General features: G+C 36.3%; 21 protein-coding genes. 15 read left to right on the top strand and 6 right to left on the bottom strand.

The genetic code is table 11. From position 1 onward, the window contains the following. The first annotated feature begins 67 nt into the window (after nt 1-67). From IEV57_RS10580 to IEV57_RS10565, 4 genes are read left to right on the top strand one after another with little or no spacing between them, the layout of a single operon-like run. Entirely contained in the window at nt 68-721 is a 654-nt protein-coding gene (locus tag IEV57_RS10580) for a DUF2589 domain-containing protein (protein WP_188442529.1), read from the top strand. Nucleotides 722-745: 24 nt separating this feature from the next. Continuing rightward, complete coding sequence (locus IEV57_RS10575; protein ID WP_188442527.1) at nt 746-1882, top strand: hypothetical protein; 1137 nt, start codon at nt 746-748, stop codon at nt 1880-1882. Nucleotides 1883-1896: 14 nt separating this feature from the next. Then, a complete protein-coding gene (locus IEV57_RS10570) occupies nt 1897-2415 on the top strand; it encodes a DUF2589 domain-containing protein (RefSeq protein ID WP_188442525.1) in 519 nt (172 codons plus the stop codon). Nucleotides 2416-2418: 3 nt separating this feature from the next. Next, nucleotides 2419-2730: a hypothetical protein gene (locus tag IEV57_RS10565; RefSeq protein ID WP_188442524.1), complete on the top strand. Its 312-nt coding sequence runs from the start codon at nt 2419-2421 to the stop codon at nt 2728-2730. Nucleotides 2731-2746: 16 nt separating this feature from the next. On the opposite strand, the gene IEV57_RS10560 is transcribed toward IEV57_RS10565, so the two are convergent. Continuing rightward, nucleotides 2747-3067 (bottom strand): hypothetical protein, encoded by a 321-nt coding sequence (locus tag IEV57_RS10560; protein ID WP_188442522.1) that lies wholly within the window; start codon nt 3065-3067, stop codon nt 2747-2749. Nucleotides 3068-3100: 33 nt separating this feature from the next. Here IEV57_RS10560 and IEV57_RS10555 point away from each other — a divergent pair, with 33 nt between their 5' ends. Further along, nucleotides 3101-3760 (top strand): hypothetical protein, encoded by a 660-nt coding sequence (locus tag IEV57_RS10555; RefSeq protein ID WP_188442520.1) that lies wholly within the window; start codon nt 3101-3103, stop codon nt 3758-3760. A gap of 1 nt (nt 3761) precedes the next feature. Here the strand turns inward: IEV57_RS10555 and IEV57_RS10550 are convergent, their stop codons facing one another. Beyond that, nucleotides 3762-5552 (bottom strand): ABC transporter ATP-binding protein, encoded by a 1791-nt coding sequence (locus tag IEV57_RS10550; protein WP_188442518.1) that lies wholly within the window; start codon nt 5550-5552, stop codon nt 3762-3764. A gap of 147 nt (nt 5553-5699) precedes the next feature. Between IEV57_RS10550 and IEV57_RS10545 the strand changes: the two genes are divergently transcribed. From IEV57_RS10545 to coaE, 7 genes are all read left to right on the top strand, one after another. Further along, the gene (locus IEV57_RS10545; RefSeq protein ID WP_229744386.1) at nt 5700-6800 is read left to right on the top strand and encodes a Glu/Leu/Phe/Val family dehydrogenase; all 1101 of its coding nucleotides are present in this window, start codon (nt 5700-5702) and stop codon (nt 6798-6800) included. Between the two features lie 141 nt (nt 6801-6941). Continuing rightward, entirely contained in the window at nt 6942-8126 is a 1185-nt protein-coding gene (nusB, locus tag IEV57_RS10540) for a transcription antitermination factor NusB (protein WP_188442516.1), read from the top strand. 7 nt (nt 8127-8133) lie between these two features. Then, a complete protein-coding gene (locus tag IEV57_RS10535; protein WP_188442514.1) occupies nt 8134-8436 on the top strand; it encodes a YtxH domain-containing protein in 303 nt (100 codons plus the stop codon). Nucleotides 8437-8443: 7 nt separating this feature from the next. Continuing rightward, on the top strand, nt 8444-8983 hold the full coding sequence (locus tag IEV57_RS10530; RefSeq protein WP_188442512.1) for a DUF1573 domain-containing protein: 540 nt from the start codon (nt 8444-8446) through the stop codon (nt 8981-8983). A 2-nt stretch (nt 8984-8985) separates the two neighbouring features. Then, nucleotides 8986-9303 carry a preprotein translocase subunit YajC gene (gene yajC, locus IEV57_RS10525; RefSeq protein WP_188442510.1) on the top strand — a complete coding sequence of 106 codons (318 nt, stop codon included), beginning with the start codon at nt 8986-8988 and terminating at the stop codon, nt 9301-9303. Between the two features lie 8 nt (nt 9304-9311). Then, nucleotides 9312-10283, top strand: coding sequence for a YbbR-like domain-containing protein (locus IEV57_RS10520; protein WP_188442503.1), 972 nt, complete (start codon nt 9312-9314; stop codon nt 10281-10283). Next, a complete protein-coding gene (gene coaE / locus IEV57_RS10515; protein ID WP_188442501.1) occupies nt 10270-10884 on the top strand; it encodes a dephospho-CoA kinase in 615 nt (204 codons plus the stop codon). Before IEV57_RS10520 ends, coaE begins: the two co-directional genes overlap by 14 nt. Nucleotides 10885-10890: 6 nt before the next feature. Here the strand turns inward: coaE and IEV57_RS10510 are convergent, their stop codons facing one another. Genes IEV57_RS10510 through IEV57_RS19375 form a run of 3 tightly spaced genes read right to left on the bottom strand, consistent with a single transcriptional unit; the run spans nt 10891 to nt 12106 of the window. Then, a complete protein-coding gene (locus IEV57_RS10510) occupies nt 10891-11139 on the bottom strand; it encodes a hypothetical protein (RefSeq protein ID WP_188442499.1) in 249 nt (82 codons plus the stop codon). Continuing rightward, nucleotides 11132-11500 (bottom strand): hypothetical protein, encoded by a 369-nt coding sequence (locus IEV57_RS19380; protein WP_229744385.1) that lies wholly within the window; start codon nt 11498-11500, stop codon nt 11132-11134. Before IEV57_RS19380 ends, IEV57_RS10510 begins: the two co-directional genes overlap by 8 nt. A gap of 24 nt (nt 11501-11524) precedes the next feature. Beyond that, nucleotides 11525-12106: a tetratricopeptide repeat protein gene (locus IEV57_RS19375; protein WP_229744379.1), complete on the bottom strand. Its 582-nt coding sequence runs from the start codon at nt 12104-12106 to the stop codon at nt 11525-11527. An 82-nt stretch (nt 12107-12188) separates the two neighbouring features. Between IEV57_RS19375 and IEV57_RS10500 the strand changes: the two genes are divergently transcribed. The 3 genes from IEV57_RS10500 (at nt 12189) to atpC (ending at nt 14692) form a co-directional block, all read left to right on the top strand. Continuing rightward, the gene (locus IEV57_RS10500) at nt 12189-12683 is read left to right on the top strand and encodes a C40 family peptidase (protein WP_188442497.1); all 495 of its coding nucleotides are present in this window, start codon (nt 12189-12191) and stop codon (nt 12681-12683) included. A 172-nt stretch (nt 12684-12855) separates the two neighbouring features. After that, on the top strand, nt 12856-14358 hold the full coding sequence (gene atpD / locus IEV57_RS10495) for a F0F1 ATP synthase subunit beta (protein WP_188442495.1): 1503 nt from the start codon (nt 12856-12858) through the stop codon (nt 14356-14358). 88 nt (nt 14359-14446) lie between these two features. Then, nucleotides 14447-14692 (top strand): ATP synthase F1 subunit epsilon, encoded by a 246-nt coding sequence (atpC, locus tag IEV57_RS10490; RefSeq protein ID WP_188442493.1) that lies wholly within the window; start codon nt 14447-14449, stop codon nt 14690-14692. Nucleotides 14693-14838: 146 nt separating this feature from the next. Here atpC and IEV57_RS10485 read toward each other — a convergent pair whose 3' ends face one another. Then, nucleotides 14839-16014, bottom strand: a complete 1176-nt coding sequence (locus tag IEV57_RS10485) for a 6-bladed beta-propeller (protein WP_188442491.1) — start codon at nt 16012-16014, stop codon at nt 14839-14841. Between the last annotated feature and the right edge of the window lie 20 nt (nt 16015-16034).

Genomic DNA, 16034 nt, shown 5'->3' with positions numbered 1-16034 from the left:
TATTAAAGTGTTTATCATTATCGTTTTTATTATTTTAATTTTTATTTAATCTTTAAACAATACTATTATGAGCTATGCAAACAGAACATTAAGGTCATTACCATTCGGAAGAGTCATTGGTGGACCAATGACAGCAGCCATTCAGGCGCAATCTTTAGCCGCACAGGCCACAGTCAATTTCATCAAGGAAGTTGGATTTACTAGAGTAGACAGCACACCTTCGGCTGGAGAAGCATCAGATGCAAATGGTGATATGGGTGAAGTCAGAAATGTGACTTTCAAGTACAAAAGAAAATCTGTTACAGGAGTTGAGGAAGGCAATAATGACGGAGAAGAAGAAGTTAGTTTAACTGTACCAATTCTGACCATAGTCCCCATTCCCTATATCAGAATTGAAGAAATGACTATTCAATTCACAGCGAATATCACCGAACAGCAAGAATATTCCAGAGGCTCTACAAACAATAGCAGTGTGGCAACTGACACCTCTATTGATTTCAAGGCGGGAAGTTTTTTATCTCCTGTTAAGTTTGGATTGAATGCCAAGGTTTCTACTCGTCATAACAAAAGCGAAACAAGCAACTCTAAGACAAATAACTCAACACAATATACCATCGATATCAATTTAAAAGCTGTGCAGGATGAAATGCCTGCTGGCCTTGCTAAAATTCTACATATCATGGAAAATGCGATTTTAGAAAAGCCAGTGACTACTCCTTAACATTTCTCACTTTTAATTTATGATATGATGAGTCAACTAGATAGAATTTTATCTTCGATTTTTAGCGACATCAACACAGCCAAGGCACGGGCAGATATGACTTCAAGAGAAATTGCCAACAGGTACATCTCAGACGAAATTCTGCAATATTTTCCCATCCCTCGAGTGGGTATCGACAATTTGGAGGTTGAACTGAAATATGTTATCGAAAATGTAGAAGAAAAGGTAGAAAACACCAGTCAGTCTCAACAGAGGCTGACTGATTTTATCCAAAACTTTTCTGTAAGTACAGCACAAGAGCTTAGAAAGACCATCTCCAATGAAGCAAAATCCAACGAACTCTATCAGGAGCTAGAAGGCTATCCGGATCAAAACTGGGAATCTAATATTGCTGAAATGCTAACTGGAAGTTTGAAAAGTATCAACTTGAGTACTCCAAATGTTCAAAATACGATTTCAAAAAGCTTTCAATTAATCCAAACAGAAATTAAAGAAGTCATTCCAAAAGCCAATATTGTTGGTTCATTTGCCTCAATCCCTACCTTGAAAGGGACTTACAGTTTGATTTCTTTGGACGAAAAAGGACAGACTGAATTCAAACTTAAAAATGAATTCACCAATGAAAGAGAAGCCATCACAGAAGCCAAAGGATTGATTGAACAAATTTCAAAAAATCAGCTCAAGATAAGTGACAGCAAATCATCCGGTACGGTCAACACAGCCAAACTGGTCTCTGGTAATAAACAGTTGGAAATACTCGCAAAAGCTGACCCCAATAGCAGATTCAATCCCAAAGCGCTATTCGATAGCTCTATTGCTAAAAAAGCTGTAGCGGTCAAAAATGCTCCGATCGCTAATTCTTGGGTTCTTGGTAAAAAAATCTCACCACAAGAAGCAAGAAACACCAGTAATGCAGTGCAAGAGAAAGTAGATGAAACACTATTCACTGTTAGTAAAAATCTCTTAAGTAAAAAATCATTGGACTTTCAAAATGGAATTCAAAACATTCTAGACCAAAGTAAAATCACTACACTAAAAATCGCTGTGGATGCCGAAAAGATTTCTAAAGCTAAGCCAGAAAGCGTCCTGACTTTGAAATTCAACCTCAGCGCCAAAGATTTTGCAATGATCAATGAAAGTGATTCCCCTTCAAACTTCTAAACTTTATTTAACCGATGATATCTCCAAGATTTATTTCAGATTTACTAGGCGCCCCAATGGCTGCAATTGTTCAAGCTGAAGCTATTGCTGCAAGAGCAACAGCTGATTTTATTAAAGAAGTAGGCTTTACTAAACCTTCTGATGCATCTGATCTGGAATATGGCAATGTTAGAAATATTACTTTCAATTATTCTAGAAATATTGGTGGAAATGAAGAAGTAGTCACCTCAATTGAGGTCCCGCTATTGACCATCGTTTCGATCCCAATGCTGAAAATAGCTGAAGCGGAAATTGAATTTGACTTAGTCTTATCTCAACCAGATACAAAGGACTCTTCTTCTAATTTAAAGAAATCACAGCTAGCAAAAGCAACACCTTTAAAAGCAATTTTCGGAAAAAAACCACAAGCTGGAAAACCACAAACCACTTCGAATACAGAAGCTAATATGAATGTTAAAATCAAGCTAGCTCAATCCGAACCAACCATTGGAGTCATTCAACTTTTAAATATTCTTGAAGCAAACCAAAAATAAGTCATGCCAAATTATTTAAAGAAAATCAATAATTGGTTTCAATCACTATTCTCTGCTAAAAAACCAGTTAAGGTAGAAAATAACGCTACTCCTTCAATATCGATTTCTAAAAACCCTGGTCTAAACTGTCCAGAGTGTAGTACACGAATCCCTATAAGTATACAGACGCTGCTCTCTTCAAACGGAGTCACGTGTCCTAATTGCGATTTGGAATTAGAAATAGACAAAGAAAAGTCAGAGGGTGCGCTTCATGCACTCGAAAAACTTCAATCTGGCATTCAGAAGGCTTCTTCTATCAGAAACCAATCAATTTAAAGATAGGATAAACAATTTATTTTTTTCCACTAAAAAGCACAGTAAAAGCTTCCCCTAACTGTTTGAATGCATTTTTAAAATGCTTTTGAGACTTCTTGAGGTTAGGTTCCATTTCGGTTTTTTTCTCTTGATAGATCTTCTCTACTTTAACTTTCCCCTTCTTAAATTCTTCAGCGAGTGTTGTCTCTTTGTCTTTTAGCTCTTTGATTTTTTTCTCAATTTCTTCTTTTGCTTCTCCACTGACATCCGCAGCTTTTTCAATTAATTGTTCTATTTTAGTACCGATATCCTGAAGGAGATTTTCTACTTCATCGAAACTATTCTTTTTAGCTGTCATGGTATTTCATTTAGATTTAAACCCAATTTACAAATGTTATCTGATATTATTAATAAAATAGAAACGACAAGCCAACTCAAACAAAAGCTATTTGAGCAAGTGACTTCATTTTTTACAGATTTAGAAAAAACATGCAGAGAAGTTGCCATAGAGCTTCAAAAAAAATCTGCGAATAACGCTATTGCTGTGAAAATAGAAAAAATCAATGATTACGAGTTTCTCTTCAGAGTAGGTGGAGATGTGCTGGTTTTTATCCTTCAAAGCAATATTGTAAGGCTATCTGATGACGCTTACATCAGCAAATCCAAATACCTCAAAGATGATGTTACCTTGAGGTATTTTGGTCAAGTATTGGTTTACAATTTTCTAGCAGACACCCTGACTTATGGAAGACTAGATGACCCTGGCTATTTGATCAGCAGGATTTTGATCAATAGAGAAAATCATTTTTTCCTTGAAGGAGACAGGAAGATTGTATTTGAATTCCCTGAACTCAAGGATAATCCCATTACCAAAGAGAAAAACAGGAAACTTGTAGAAAATCTAGTTCTATCTGCATTAAACAACGACTTACTAGCGCCAAATTTTAATGATATCATGCTGATCAGCTACCATCAAAAATTAGAACACACCTCAAGTATGGGTAATCCTAAGAAAATTGGTTTTGATTTCTTTGCTAAAAACAGGGAATAGCCTACTCTTCAACCGTTTCGTTGTTTTGTGTTTGCTTTTCATAAAGCTCAGCATACACCCCTTTTTTATCAATAAGGTAATCATGTGTGCCTTGCTCTACCATTTTCCCATCATCTAGGACGATGATTTTATCTGCCAGTTTCGCACTCGAGACTCGGTGAGAAATGATGATAGAAGTCCTGTTGACCATGATTTTTTTCAATGCATTAAGAATTGAATTTTCTGTTTTGGTATCAACAGCAGAAAGACAATCGTCCAAAAGTAAAATACTCGGCTCTTTGGCTATGGCTCGCGCGATTGAAACTCTTTGCTTCTGCCCCCCTGATAACGTAATCCCTCGCTCTCCCAATTTGGTCTCAAAGCCTTTTGGGAAATCTATGATATTTTGATAAACATCAGCATCTTTTGCAGCTTTTTCGATCAGCTCTAAAGTATATTCGTCCAGACCAAATCCAATATTGTTGGCTATCGTATCGCTAAAAAGGAAAACATCCTGAGGTACAAATCCAATTTGCTTTCTCAAAGATGCGGTATCATATACTTGAATGTTTCGTCCATCAATATCGATTTGACCAGAAGAAACATCATACATCCGCATGAGCAGATTCGCAATTGTAGATTTTCCAGACCCTGTAGTCCCTATGATTGCTAAAGATTCTCCAGAGTTGATGCTAAAAGAAACATCTTGTAAGGCTTTGATTCCAGAATCAGGGTAAACAAAGGACACATTTTTGACATGTATGTCTCCTTTAATCAGCGTATCAAGATTTTCTGTGCTGATGATGTCATTCTTTTCATCTAAAAACTCATTAATTCTCTGCTGGGAAGCGGCGGCTCTTTGGATTATACTTGTCACCCAACCCAAGGAGGTAACAGGCCAAGTCAGCATATTCACATAAAGAATGAACTCGGCAATCACACCATATCCGATTGTCCCATCTATGACTTGCATCCCTCCGATGTAAACAGTCAAAATCGTACTGATTCCTATTAAGGCTAAAATCAATGGATAAAATAGAGATTGCACCAAGGTCAATCTGATCGATTTATCTTTATAATCCTCACTCGCTTTTCTAAAATCATTGGCACTATCATCTTCTCTTACAAATGCCTTTAGTACACGAATACCAGAAAATGCCTCTTGCACGAAAGTGCTAAGACCTGATAAGCTCCTCTGGATTTTCTCCGAACGCTCGTTGATTAAGTTGTTTACAAAATAAATACTGATAGACAGTACAGGTAAAGGCAATAAGGAATAAATGGTCAATTCAACATTGACACTGAGCATATATCCAATCACAAGTGGAAAAAGCACAACCAGATTAAGACCATACATGATTGCGGGACCCAAATACATTCTAACTCTACTGACATCTTCAGTAATTCTAGCCATCAAGTCCCCAGTACTATTTCTTCTGTAAAAGCTGAGTGGAAGCTTCTGATAATGGTCGAAAATCTCATTTTTCATGTCGAATTCGATGAGTCTGGACATGACAATAATGGTTTGTCTTATGAGGAATAAGAAAAAACCTCTCAACAGTGCCATTACGAGTATCAAAAACCCAAAAATAAATATGAATTTTAAAAATGCCGACCTTGCCTCTACACTTAAATCCCCTTCACTGAATACCTGATAATACGCAAAACTCTCTACCACATAATCTATGGCAATTCTCACTAATTGAGCGGGAATTATTACAAAAATATTAGAAATGATAGTAAATAAGATCCCCATCAAGAGGTAACCCTTATATTTTAACAAATACTTATTTAATCGCCAAAGTGGTTTCACGAAATAAAAACTTTTAAATCTCTTGATTAGTTTTATTTAACTCTCTTAATTGCATTGGTAAAGCCCGAGAAAAATATATAATTTTGCATCGGTAATTTTACTAAACAGCAATCCCAAATATAACACAATTAAAAATTCCAAGTTCAAATGCTAGATATTAATACTGGGGAAAAAGTTAGAGAAGGGTCTATCTACGGACAGATTACTTCCCTAGGCCACGAGCAATTGGTCATCTGTTATGATGAGCCAACAGGGCTAAAGGCTATAATTGGTATTCACAACACAGTTCTTGGGCCAGCTTTGGGTGGCACAAGAATGTGGAATTATGGTTCTGAGGAAGAAGCCATTACTGATGTTTTGAGACTTTCTAGAGGCATGACTTTTAAAGCTGCCATCTCAGGCTTGAACTTGGGTGGTGGAAAAGCTGTCATCATAGGAGATCCTAAACTAAAGAACGAGGCCTTTTTAAGGAGATTCGGAAGATTTGTGGATAGCTTAGGAGGTCGATATATCACTGCCGAAGATGTCAATATGAAAACTAGCGATATGGAATATATCGCTATGGAAACAAAATATGTGACCGGCTTACCAGAGGTAAGAGGCGGTGGAGGAGATCCATCACCAGTGACAGCATATGGAACATACCTTGGGATGAAGTCCGCTGCCAAAAAAGCTTTTGGATCTGACTCTTTAGAAGGAAAAAGAATTCTTGTTCAGGGAATTGGACAAGTAGGCAAGTATCTAGTCTCTCACCTAACCAAAGAAAACGCGGAAGTTTTTATTACTGATATTTACGAAGATAAAGTAATCGAAATTGCAAAAGCTACAGGCGCTACAGCCATAGACCCAAATATGGTTTATGACTTTGACATGGACATCTATTCTCCATGTGCACTTGGAGCGACTATCAATGATGACACGATCGATAGATTAAAGTGTAGTGTGATTGCAGGTGGTGCAAACAATCAATTGAAAGATGAAGAAAAGCACGGCAAAATCCTCCTAGAAAAAGGAATCATCTATGCTCCTGATTTTCTTATCAACTCCGGTGGATTGATCAATGTGTGTGCAGAATTCATGGGTGGATACAATAGAGAATCTACTTACAAGCATGCAGAGAAAATTTACGATATCACGACTTCTATCTTAGACAAATCAGCAGTGGAGAACATTCCTTCTCAACAAGCTGCAATTGAAATGGCTTGGAATAGAATTGAAGCAATGGGAAGAGTAAAGCTTCCTTATTAATCATATGAAAAACACACTCACCTGAATTACCGAGAAAATCTTGGTAATTCAGGTGATTTTATATTAAAACAATGGCATTTGATGAATCCATTTCAAAACCTTCGTCTAAAATATTTATATTTACGTTCTTTAAATTCAGGTATGTTAAACAGAAGAATTCTCCGGGTTAAGGCTTTTCAAAACCTTTATGCTTACGAGCAATGTAAAGCCTCAAATTTCAATCTTGCAAAAGATCAAATAAAGGAAGCATTTCTTCCTGATCTAAATAGCATGGAGGTTCAAGACAAACCTCAGCTCAAAAAAGATGCTGAAATTGCTGTTTCACTTTTTTCAAAAAACCTGAAAAACAAATCTCTTGTCTCTCAAGAAGATGTAAGCACTAAAATCAAGTCCGAAGCAATCAAAGCAATTAATGTCTATCATAAATCAAATGAAAAGGATTATGAGTTTTTGTTGAAAAACATGATCAGCTCTGCTGAGATGATTCCTCAGCTATACCTCAATTCGATGCTTCTTTTGGTAGCGTTTGGAGATCATGTGGAAAAAGAAGCTGAAAGAAAAAAGAAAATTTCTCCTGACCAAATCGTAGGCAGTAGCAGCGAACTTAACCTTGCCAAGAACGTTATTCTAGCTAAACTTAAGGGACTCGCTGAATTCGAAACAGCCGTAATTCGCTACGATGCCCAGTTGGATGAACTGGAATTGGAAATTAAAGAATGGTTTAGAGATTATGTCAAGCCTTCTGAAGCCTACCAAGAATACATCAAAGTAAGTCAACCTAGCAGAGAGGATGACTATAAAATTTTGGAATCGATTTTGAAGAAAATCATTTTCAAGAATGATACGATCTTAAATTTCTTTTCTGAAAAAGACATGAATTGGACAGAAAACAAGTCTATCGTAAGAAGCCTAGCTAGCAAAGTGCTCAAAAACGTGTACGAACAGTTAGAAGAAGGTGCGGAATTACTTCCTGAAATCGCAATGAACTGGGAAGATGACAAGGAATTCTTCCAAAATATCTTTAACTTGAGCATTGAAAATGAAGACTTGAATAAAGAACTCATCGCCCAAAAAACCCAAAACTGGGATATTGAAAGGGTTGCTTTTACAGACAAAATCATCATGTCCATGGCAATCACGGAGATGAAGAATTTTCCAAGTATTCCAGTTAAAGTGACAATAAACGAGTATATAGATATCTCGAAAACTTACAGCACACCAAAAAGTAAGCAGTTTGTAAACGGTTTGCTAGATGTTCTCTCCAAAGAAATGATAGAGAACGGTGAAATCAAAAAGAGTGGAAGAGGTCTTTTAGACAATAAATAATAAAGTTATGAGCAAAAGCAGTAATGGATGGATCGCATTTTTAGCTGGTGCCGGAATTGGTGCAGCTTTAGGGGTTCTGTTTGCCCCTGATTCAGGAAAAAACACAAGAGGTAAATTATCTTACCAATTATCTAGATACAAAGAGGAATTGGAAGAACTTGTTCAGGATTTGAAAGAAGGTAAAAACATGCCTTTGAACGAAGCAAAATCCGAGGGGAATAAAGTGATCTCTGATGCTAAAAATAAAGCTGAGAATCTTCTTAGTGATGTCAACAAACTAATAGAACAAATTAATCAAGAAGCTAATTAATTCATTTATGAAGTATCTAAATTTATCAGCATTATTGCTTGTGGGAACAATTGCAGTTTCAAGCTGTAGCAACAACAACGACCAAGCTGAAAAAATAGCTGCCCTAGAGCAAAAAATCGCCCAAATGGAAAATAGTACTACAGCAGTTCCTGCCAATGTACAATCAACTACAGCCGTTGATCCCTCAACTTTAGGAGCATTCAAATTTGAAGAGGTAGAATTTGATTTCGGAACAATTGCAGAAGGTAAAATAGTTGAGCATGTGTTCAGCTTTGTCAATGATGGACAAGCTCCATTGGTTATTTCTAATGTAACGGCGTCTTGTGGTTGTACTACTCCTGATTACACCAAAACACCTGTTAAGCCAGGTGACACTGGTTTTGTGAAGGTAGCGTTTAATTCTACTGGCAAGCCTGGAACACAAGCTCCAACAGTAAGTATTCAAGCTAATACAAGTCCAAATGTCAATAGACTGAGACTAAAAGGAAATGTAACACCAAAAACAACAGCAAGTGCAGCAGGTCAATTCGGCCCTGTTAAAAAGTAATTATGAACAACTTTATCTTATTGCAAGCAGAAGGTGCTGGTGGCGGCATCATGGGCCAAGTATTCTTATTTGGATCTATCATATTGATCATGTACTTTTTCATGATCAGACCTCAGCAGAAAAAACAAAAAGAATCAAAAAATTTCCTTGAGGCAGTTAAAAAAGGAGATAATGTCGTGACAATCGGTGGTGTACATGGAAAAATCTACTCAATCGAAGGTGACACAGTTTCTCTTGAATTGGACAAAGGGTTGAAAATCAAAGTTGAAAAGTCCGCGATCTCATTGGACTTCACCAAAAGAGCTAACGGAACAAAATAATTTGTCCCTTGACGAAGCTAAAAAAATTCTTTTCTACATCCAACCCAAGAAAGGTTGCAAATATGAAAGTGGTAGCCCTGTGTTTTCTAGCGGCTGCCACTTTCTGGTTTTTGAATGCCCTGAATAAGGACAATTACAATACTGTCGTGGATTACCCAATCGAAATTATTTACGACAAAGAAGAATTCATGGCAGTACAAGAGCTGCCTGAAAAAATTAAAATAGAGATTAATGGAAACGGTTGGGATTTATTGAGGAAATATTTCAATTTCAATGACAGTCCATTTCTCATTGAAATCAACAATCCAGCAACAAAAAATTACATTCTGACTTCAGAAATCAGAAGAAGTTTAGCTGAAAACATTAGCCCCACTGCTTTAATATCAATGGTTTCTGATACGATTCATTTCAGAATTGACAAAGTGGTAACTAGGAAAATCAAAGTTGAAATAGACACTACTTCGAATACACTTGCAAATAATTTCAGATTGGCAGACAAAATAACTATCGATCCGTCCACTATCAGTGTAAAAGGACCAACTTCTGCCTTAGAAAAATTAGATGGAAAGATCAGAATCCCTTTATCTGAAGATAAAATCAAATCAAATTATAACAAAATCATACCAATTTCGCTACCAAGTCATCTTGCTGAATTTTTAACACTAGAAGAAGAAAGCGTATTGGTCAAATTTGATGTAGTGCAATTTTTAGAAGGTAACAAGAGACTGAAAATTAATAAAACCAATTTTCCAGAAAATGTCACTTTACTTCAAGAGCCAAATAACATCATGATGTATTATTTAATTGATGAAAGAAAAGTCGAAGAACTCAAGGCTATAGAGTTCGAAGCTGTTTTGAATTATGCCAATAGAAATAAACAAGATAGCACTATCGAGGCGGTAATTAGGCCACGCAACTCGATTTTGGAAAACGTTCGAATAGAACCATCCATTTTCAGATTGAAATATGAAGAGAAATAAACCGCTCTTAATCGGCATCACTGGAGGTATAGGTTCGGGAAAGTCTACAGTAGCGAGAGTTTTTTCAATCCTTGGAATCCCTATCTATTTTGCAGACGAACGTGCAAAGTGGCTGATGGAAAACAACTCCAATCTGGTCAAAGAAATTAAAAATGCTTTTGGTACTGAATCCTATTTACCTGATGGGAGATTGAATAGAAAATTCCTTTCTGAAGAGGTTTTTGGCCATCCTGAAAAAACCAAAACTATCAATAGTCTAGTGCATCCTGCCGTCAAAAAAGATTTTGAAGCATGGACAAATTCTCAGCACACTCCATATATCCTTAAAGAAGCTGCCTTGCTTTTTGAAACGGGATCTTATGTAGAACTTGACAAAATAATCACAGTCACCTCTCCAATCAAAGTGAGAATTAACAGAGTTCTCATGCGTGATCCTCACAGGTCAGAAGAGCAACTTCATGCCATTATTGATCAGCAGATGCCTGACGAAGAAAAAACTTCCAAAAGTGACTATGTGATAAAAAATGTAGACAATAAGCTTTTAATTCCTCAGGTACTTCAGCTTCATGAAAAGCTTTTGAAATTGGCTAAAGAAAACTGATCATTATTAGCATTCCATATTGATATTAATTTGATCAAGGTAAAATTTCATTCTGGTATGTTGTCGATTCAAGAAATCTATCTTGTCAATTTTATCTTGCTTGTGGTTATAAAAAACCTCCACGTAGTCATTCCCCAAAAGGTATAAATTCACCTTGTGCGTATAGTATCTTATCGCCACGACGAAGGTCCCATCTACATATAACTTTTGAATTTTGCTCTGCAAGGTAAGCTTCTTGAAATCTTCTCTACTCATCCAATAATTTTGCTAATTCCATTTCTGATGCAATATACCCAAATGCAGACCAATATCCAGTATTGATCACATTTTGAAATATAGATTTGGCTTTAGAAGTGTCTCCTTCTGCTAAATAATAATTTCCTAGACCATACCCTTGCGTGACATATTGTAACTTTTGTTCATCAGATGTCATTTCACTTGCCAAAAGATCTTCAGGTTTCAATTGACTTTTATATAATAGTAGTCTTTTGAAGTACGCATCATTTTCGATGATATTCATATTCTTATCCACAGGTTTGATCAGATCCATAGCTTCCGAATTGCGACCCATTTTCTTCAAAGTCATGTAATACCAATCCAAAGTTGCAACTTTCAAATCATCGTTATTAGAGACTTTCAATCATTCTTGATAAGCCGTAAGCGCATTTTCCCAGTCACCTTTCAGGTAATGTGCCAGACCCATATGATACCAAACATTAAATTGAATATTAGACAAAGGAATGTTTAGCTTATTGGGCATACCATCTTCTTCAATTTGTATTTCTGAGCCTTCCATCAGGCCCGAAGCTTTATAAAAATCCTGAATTGCTTCATCAAATTTCCTGATAGAAATGTAGCGGTGTCCACGATGACGAAAAGGTTCAAATGCTTCAGGATACTCAGAAATGGCTTTTGTAAATGTTCGAATCGCCAAATCGTACCTGCTTAGATATGCTTCTCTCCTACCAATCCAAATCAAATTTTCTAAAGAGGAATTTTCTAAATACGCTTCTTCCGCTTCCTCCAATTTGTTTAGTTGATTCTTCTGAGCAACGGAATCTATCGTAGTATTCAAGGAATCACCCAGCAAGCTTATTCCTTGAAAGACCTCCTCTTCAGGGACGACAAAATTATTCTTTGACTTTTGTCTATTCTCAGAATTGTTATTACAAGCAGAAATCAGGAAGACGATCATTACAAAAAAACTCGATTTCAAATTCATAGCTGTGGATTTTCTTATTCGTTAAAACTTTGAAACATTAATATTGGTACGTATACTTGAATTTAATTAGTTTCTAGTGAAAATGAAGACAAAACCAAGAAAATTTTACAAGATTAGAAGTCTATTCATCTTTCTTTCGCTTTTTTCACTTATCCAATTAACTTCTTGCTCTTCTACGAAGAAAATCAGAAGACAAAATATCAATCAAGTAGTCGATACGGCCAAGTCCTATCGTGGAACTCCTTACAGATACGGCGGAACCACCCGATCAGGAATAGATTGTAGTGCTTTAATTTTTCATGCTTTTGCGAGTGTAGGTGTGACGATGCCTAGAACTTCAGAGCAGCAAAGCAAAATCGGTAAAAAAGTTGCTGAAAGAAACTTAGAGAAAGGGGATGTTGTCTTTTTCGCCACTGGAAAAAAGAAAAGGCAAGTTAGCCATGCTGGAATTGTCACCGATAATGCAAGAGGGCAAGTATGGTTTATTCATTCTTCCACTTCATTGGGAGTGACAGAAGACAACCTCAACAACAGCTATTGGTCCAAAGCGTATTTATTTGGTAGAAGGGTTTTCTGAAGAATATTTTTCAAAACAAAACACACTTAAGCTTCTATAAATTAGAAGTTCTAATAAAAAGGCGAATAATAGACGATTTAATTTCCAAACATCCTTTGGTATTAAGCTTTTATAATTAATTTTGCACTCGAATTAATAAAGCGTCATTCCCTTTTTACATCAATACATAAAAATGGCAAATCTTGGTAAAATAACGCAGGTAATTGGTCCAGTAGTGGATATCTCTTTTGAAGGAGGTAAATTACCTAATATCCTTGATGCACTTGAAATAACCAAAGAAAACGGTCAAAAAGTGATCTTGGAAGTTCAACAGCACTTGGGTGAAGACAGAGTAAGAACAATTGCAATGGATTCTTCCGAAGGAATGGTGAGAGGCATGGTAGCAACCGATCTAGGTGCACCTATTTCTGTACCAACTGGTGAAGGCATCAAAGGTCGTCTTTTCAACGTAGTTGGAGAAGCTATCGATGGTCTTCCACAGCTTCCAGCTGGAAAGAGACTTCCAATTCACAGATCAGCTCCTAGGTTTGAAGATCTATCAACTGCTACGGAAATTCTTTATACAGGTATCAAAGTAATTGATTTGATCGAGCCCTATGCAAAAGGTGGTAAAATTGGTCTTTTCGGTGGTGCCGGTGTAGGTAAAACAGTATTGATCCAAGAATTGATCAACAACATTGCAAAAGCATATTCAGGTCTTTCTGTATTTGCAGGTGTAGGTGAGAGAACTCGTGAAGGTAATGACCTTTTGAGAGAGATGATCGAGTCAGGCATCGTAACTTATGGAGATGATTTTGTACACTCTTTGGAAACAGAAGGTGGATGGGATCTATCTAAAGTAGACATGAAAAAATTAGAAGAGTCGAAAGCAACATTCGTCTTTGGTCAAATGAACGAACCTCCTGGGGCTCGTGCAAGAGTAGCCTTGACAGGATTAACTTTGGCTGAATACTACAGAGACGGTGATGGTGATGAAGCAGGTAAAGATATCCTATTCTTCATTGATAACATCTTTAGATTTACGCAAGCAGGTTCTGAAGTATCTGCACTTCTTGGACGTATGCCATCTGCAGTAGGTTACCAACCAACATTGGCAACCGAAATGGGTACGATGCAGGAGAGAATTACTTCTACTAAGAATGGTTCGATCACATCTGTACAAGCAGTATATGTACCTGCGGATGATTTGACCGATCCAGCTCCAGCGACTACCTTCGCTCACTTGGATGCTACTACTGTACTTTCTAGAAAAATCGCTGAACTTGGTATCTATCCAGCGGTGGATCCATTGGATTCTACTTCTAGAATTCTATCTCCAGAGATTCTTGGAGAAGAGCATTATGGCTGTACTCAGAGAGTAAAAGAGATTTTACAGAGATATAAAGAACTTCAGGATATCATTGCCATCTTAGGTATGGAAGAGCTTTCTGAAGAAGATAAATTGGTCGTACATAGAGCTAGAAGGGTACAGAGATTCTTGTCTCAACCATTCTTCGTAGCAGAGCAATTTACTGGTCTAAAAGGAGTATTGGTTGATATCAAAGACACTATCAAAGGCTTCAACATGATCATGGATGGTGAATTAGATCATTTACCAGAAGCAGCATTCAACTTGGTAGGTAGCATTGAAGATGCCATCGCCAAAGGTGAAAAAATGCTTGCTGAAGTAAAATAAGTGACTAGAAATCAGTTATTGGTTATCAGTCTTGATAAAATAACACAACTGCTAACTCAATAACTATTTACTCAATAACTAAAACAAAATGCAACTAGAGATTGTAACACCAGACAAAAAAGTATTTCAGGGAGAAGTCTCTGAGGCAAGCTTTCCTGGAGCAAACGGTGCTTTTCAAGTTTTGAAAAATCACGCACCCTTGGTTTCTGCTTTGGCAAAAGGAACTGTTTCCTTTACCACCAGAGAAGGGAAGCAAAGCATGATTGTAGATGGTGGTGTTGTTGAAATAAAAGATAACAATATTGTCTTATTAGCAGAAAAGGTGCTATCCTAAACATTATATTATACTAATACTAAAAAAGCCCAGCACCTGGGCTTTTTTTTATTTCAATGACTTTAAAGTTTTTTTAGATTGCTTTTTTGGAATACTTAATCGGTATGGCCTATTTCATTTATATAAAATAAGTTTAATCGGATAAATTATTTCATATTTAGATTTACCATTACATATTGATCTTCTTTCAACCTTTCTAAATTCTTTTGAAAGAAGTCATGAACATTTCCCTTTACTCGCTTTACGCTTTTACCACCAAAGCACTTTATGTAGGCATTATAAAATTGATTGGAATTTATTATAAGAATTATTGAATTCTCAGAATAACTCCAAGGCACTCCATCTAATTGCATCCCATCTATATCATTATCTAAATCATAACCATGGTATAGTAACTCAAAATCCTTATTGTAAACAATGAAGTGATTGATAGCTCTAGTTGGAGTAGCTTGTCTCAAGTGAATAAAGAAATGATTCCGCATTGGAAAAAAAGTATCAGTATTTGTGATAAGGTTCCTATCTTTAGCCATTTGCCTTAGACTTCTCTCCTTTGACCAAAGACTACGTTCCTGTTTAGTCATACTTCCATTCTTAATATCCAGTTCGATAACTTTATCAAGAAATCCATTTTCATCAAATCTAACTATTTCATAACTATATGGAATAACAAAATAAACTGAGGATTGTAAAAAATCTTTCATAAATCCATTTTTAGAGCCGACATTGATATGATCATATTCGTTTGGAAATGAATATTGAAAATGTAATTCTTCACTTAACTTATCTTTCCTCAGAAAAAGTTGGGAGTTTGGACCATTAGAAAACCCCATGTAAGCCAATTTCCAACGATCTGTTTCATGGAAATAATAGTACAACTCATCCTCGTCTCGACTTTCATCTAACAATGTTCCTTCAAAGTTGTATGTAAATGACTTATTTTGAGGATAATCCCTGATTTTAATCCAGTTAGCTCCTATCTGAAAGTCTTCTGATTGCAAAAACTCTCCAGGACCAGGATTTAAATGAGCTCTAATAACCGAATACAAGCTTCCATCTTTATTGTAAATCATGATATTTGAAAGCCTTGAATCCCTTACAAATATTAGACTGTCTTCTACTATCAAATTTGCTGGCATAGCTAAAACTTCATTGTCTCCAGCGTCTAACAAAGTATACTCGATAGTATTAAAGAGAGCAGATAGCTTCCCTTCTTGTCCATTCTTTAGATCTATTGTAAGAATTTTATTATCCTTCAAGGTTACTTCTTCTGAACACGAAAAACCAATCAGAACTAAAATACCTAAATAAATATGTTTATGCATCTTCTTTGAATTTAAAAAAA

This window comes from Belliella aquatica (genome assembly GCF_014637795.1).
Classification (GTDB): Bacteria; Bacteroidota; Bacteroidia; order Cytophagales; family Cyclobacteriaceae; genus Belliella; species Belliella aquatica.
This window is presented reverse-complemented; position numbering and strand designations above follow the sequence as displayed.

What these genes read in the sequence shown, in the direction of transcription:
- atpC (WP_188442493.1), top strand. Translation starts at nt 14,447, where the DNA reads ATGCAACTAGAGATTGTAACACCAGACAAAAAAGTATTTCAGGGAGAA.
- IEV57_RS10535 (WP_188442514.1), top strand. Translation starts at nt 8,134, where the DNA reads ATGAGCAAAAGCAGTAATGGATGGATCGCATTTTTAGCTGGTGCCGGA.
- IEV57_RS10560 (WP_188442522.1), bottom strand. Translation starts at nt 3,067, where the DNA reads ATGACAGCTAAAAAGAATAGTTTCGATGAAGTAGAAAATCTCCTTCAG.
- IEV57_RS10570 (WP_188442525.1), top strand. Translation starts at nt 1,897, where the DNA reads ATGATATCTCCAAGATTTATTTCAGATTTACTAGGCGCCCCAATGGCT.
- IEV57_RS10565 (WP_188442524.1), top strand. Translation starts at nt 2,419, where the DNA reads ATGCCAAATTATTTAAAGAAAATCAATAATTGGTTTCAATCACTATTC.
- IEV57_RS10545 (WP_229744386.1), top strand. Translation starts at nt 5,700, where the DNA reads ATGCTAGATATTAATACTGGGGAAAAAGTTAGAGAAGGGTCTATCTAC.
- IEV57_RS10485 (WP_188442491.1), bottom strand. Translation starts at nt 16,014, where the DNA reads ATGCATAAACATATTTATTTAGGTATTTTAGTTCTGATTGGTTTTTCG.
- IEV57_RS10500 (WP_188442497.1), top strand. Translation starts at nt 12,189, where the DNA reads ATGAAGACAAAACCAAGAAAATTTTACAAGATTAGAAGTCTATTCATC.
- IEV57_RS10530 (WP_188442512.1), top strand. Translation starts at nt 8,444, where the DNA reads ATGAAGTATCTAAATTTATCAGCATTATTGCTTGTGGGAACAATTGCA.
- IEV57_RS10580 (WP_188442529.1), top strand. Translation starts at nt 68, where the DNA reads ATGAGCTATGCAAACAGAACATTAAGGTCATTACCATTCGGAAGAGTC.
- IEV57_RS19375 (WP_229744379.1), bottom strand. Translation starts at nt 12,106, where the DNA reads ATGAATTTGAAATCGAGTTTTTTTGTAATGATCGTCTTCCTGATTTCT.
- coaE (WP_188442501.1), top strand. Translation starts at nt 10,270, where the DNA reads ATGAAGAGAAATAAACCGCTCTTAATCGGCATCACTGGAGGTATAGGT.
- atpD (WP_188442495.1), top strand. Translation starts at nt 12,856, where the DNA reads ATGGCAAATCTTGGTAAAATAACGCAGGTAATTGGTCCAGTAGTGGAT.
- IEV57_RS10510 (WP_188442499.1), bottom strand. Translation starts at nt 11,139, where the DNA reads ATGAGTAGAGAAGATTTCAAGAAGCTTACCTTGCAGAGCAAAATTCAA.
- IEV57_RS10555 (WP_188442520.1), top strand. Translation starts at nt 3,101, where the DNA reads ATGTTATCTGATATTATTAATAAAATAGAAACGACAAGCCAACTCAAA.
- yajC (WP_188442510.1), top strand. Translation starts at nt 8,986, where the DNA reads ATGAACAACTTTATCTTATTGCAAGCAGAAGGTGCTGGTGGCGGCATC.
- IEV57_RS10575 (WP_188442527.1), top strand. Translation starts at nt 746, where the DNA reads ATGATGAGTCAACTAGATAGAATTTTATCTTCGATTTTTAGCGACATC.
- nusB (WP_188442516.1), top strand. Translation starts at nt 6,942, where the DNA reads ATGTTAAACAGAAGAATTCTCCGGGTTAAGGCTTTTCAAAACCTTTAT.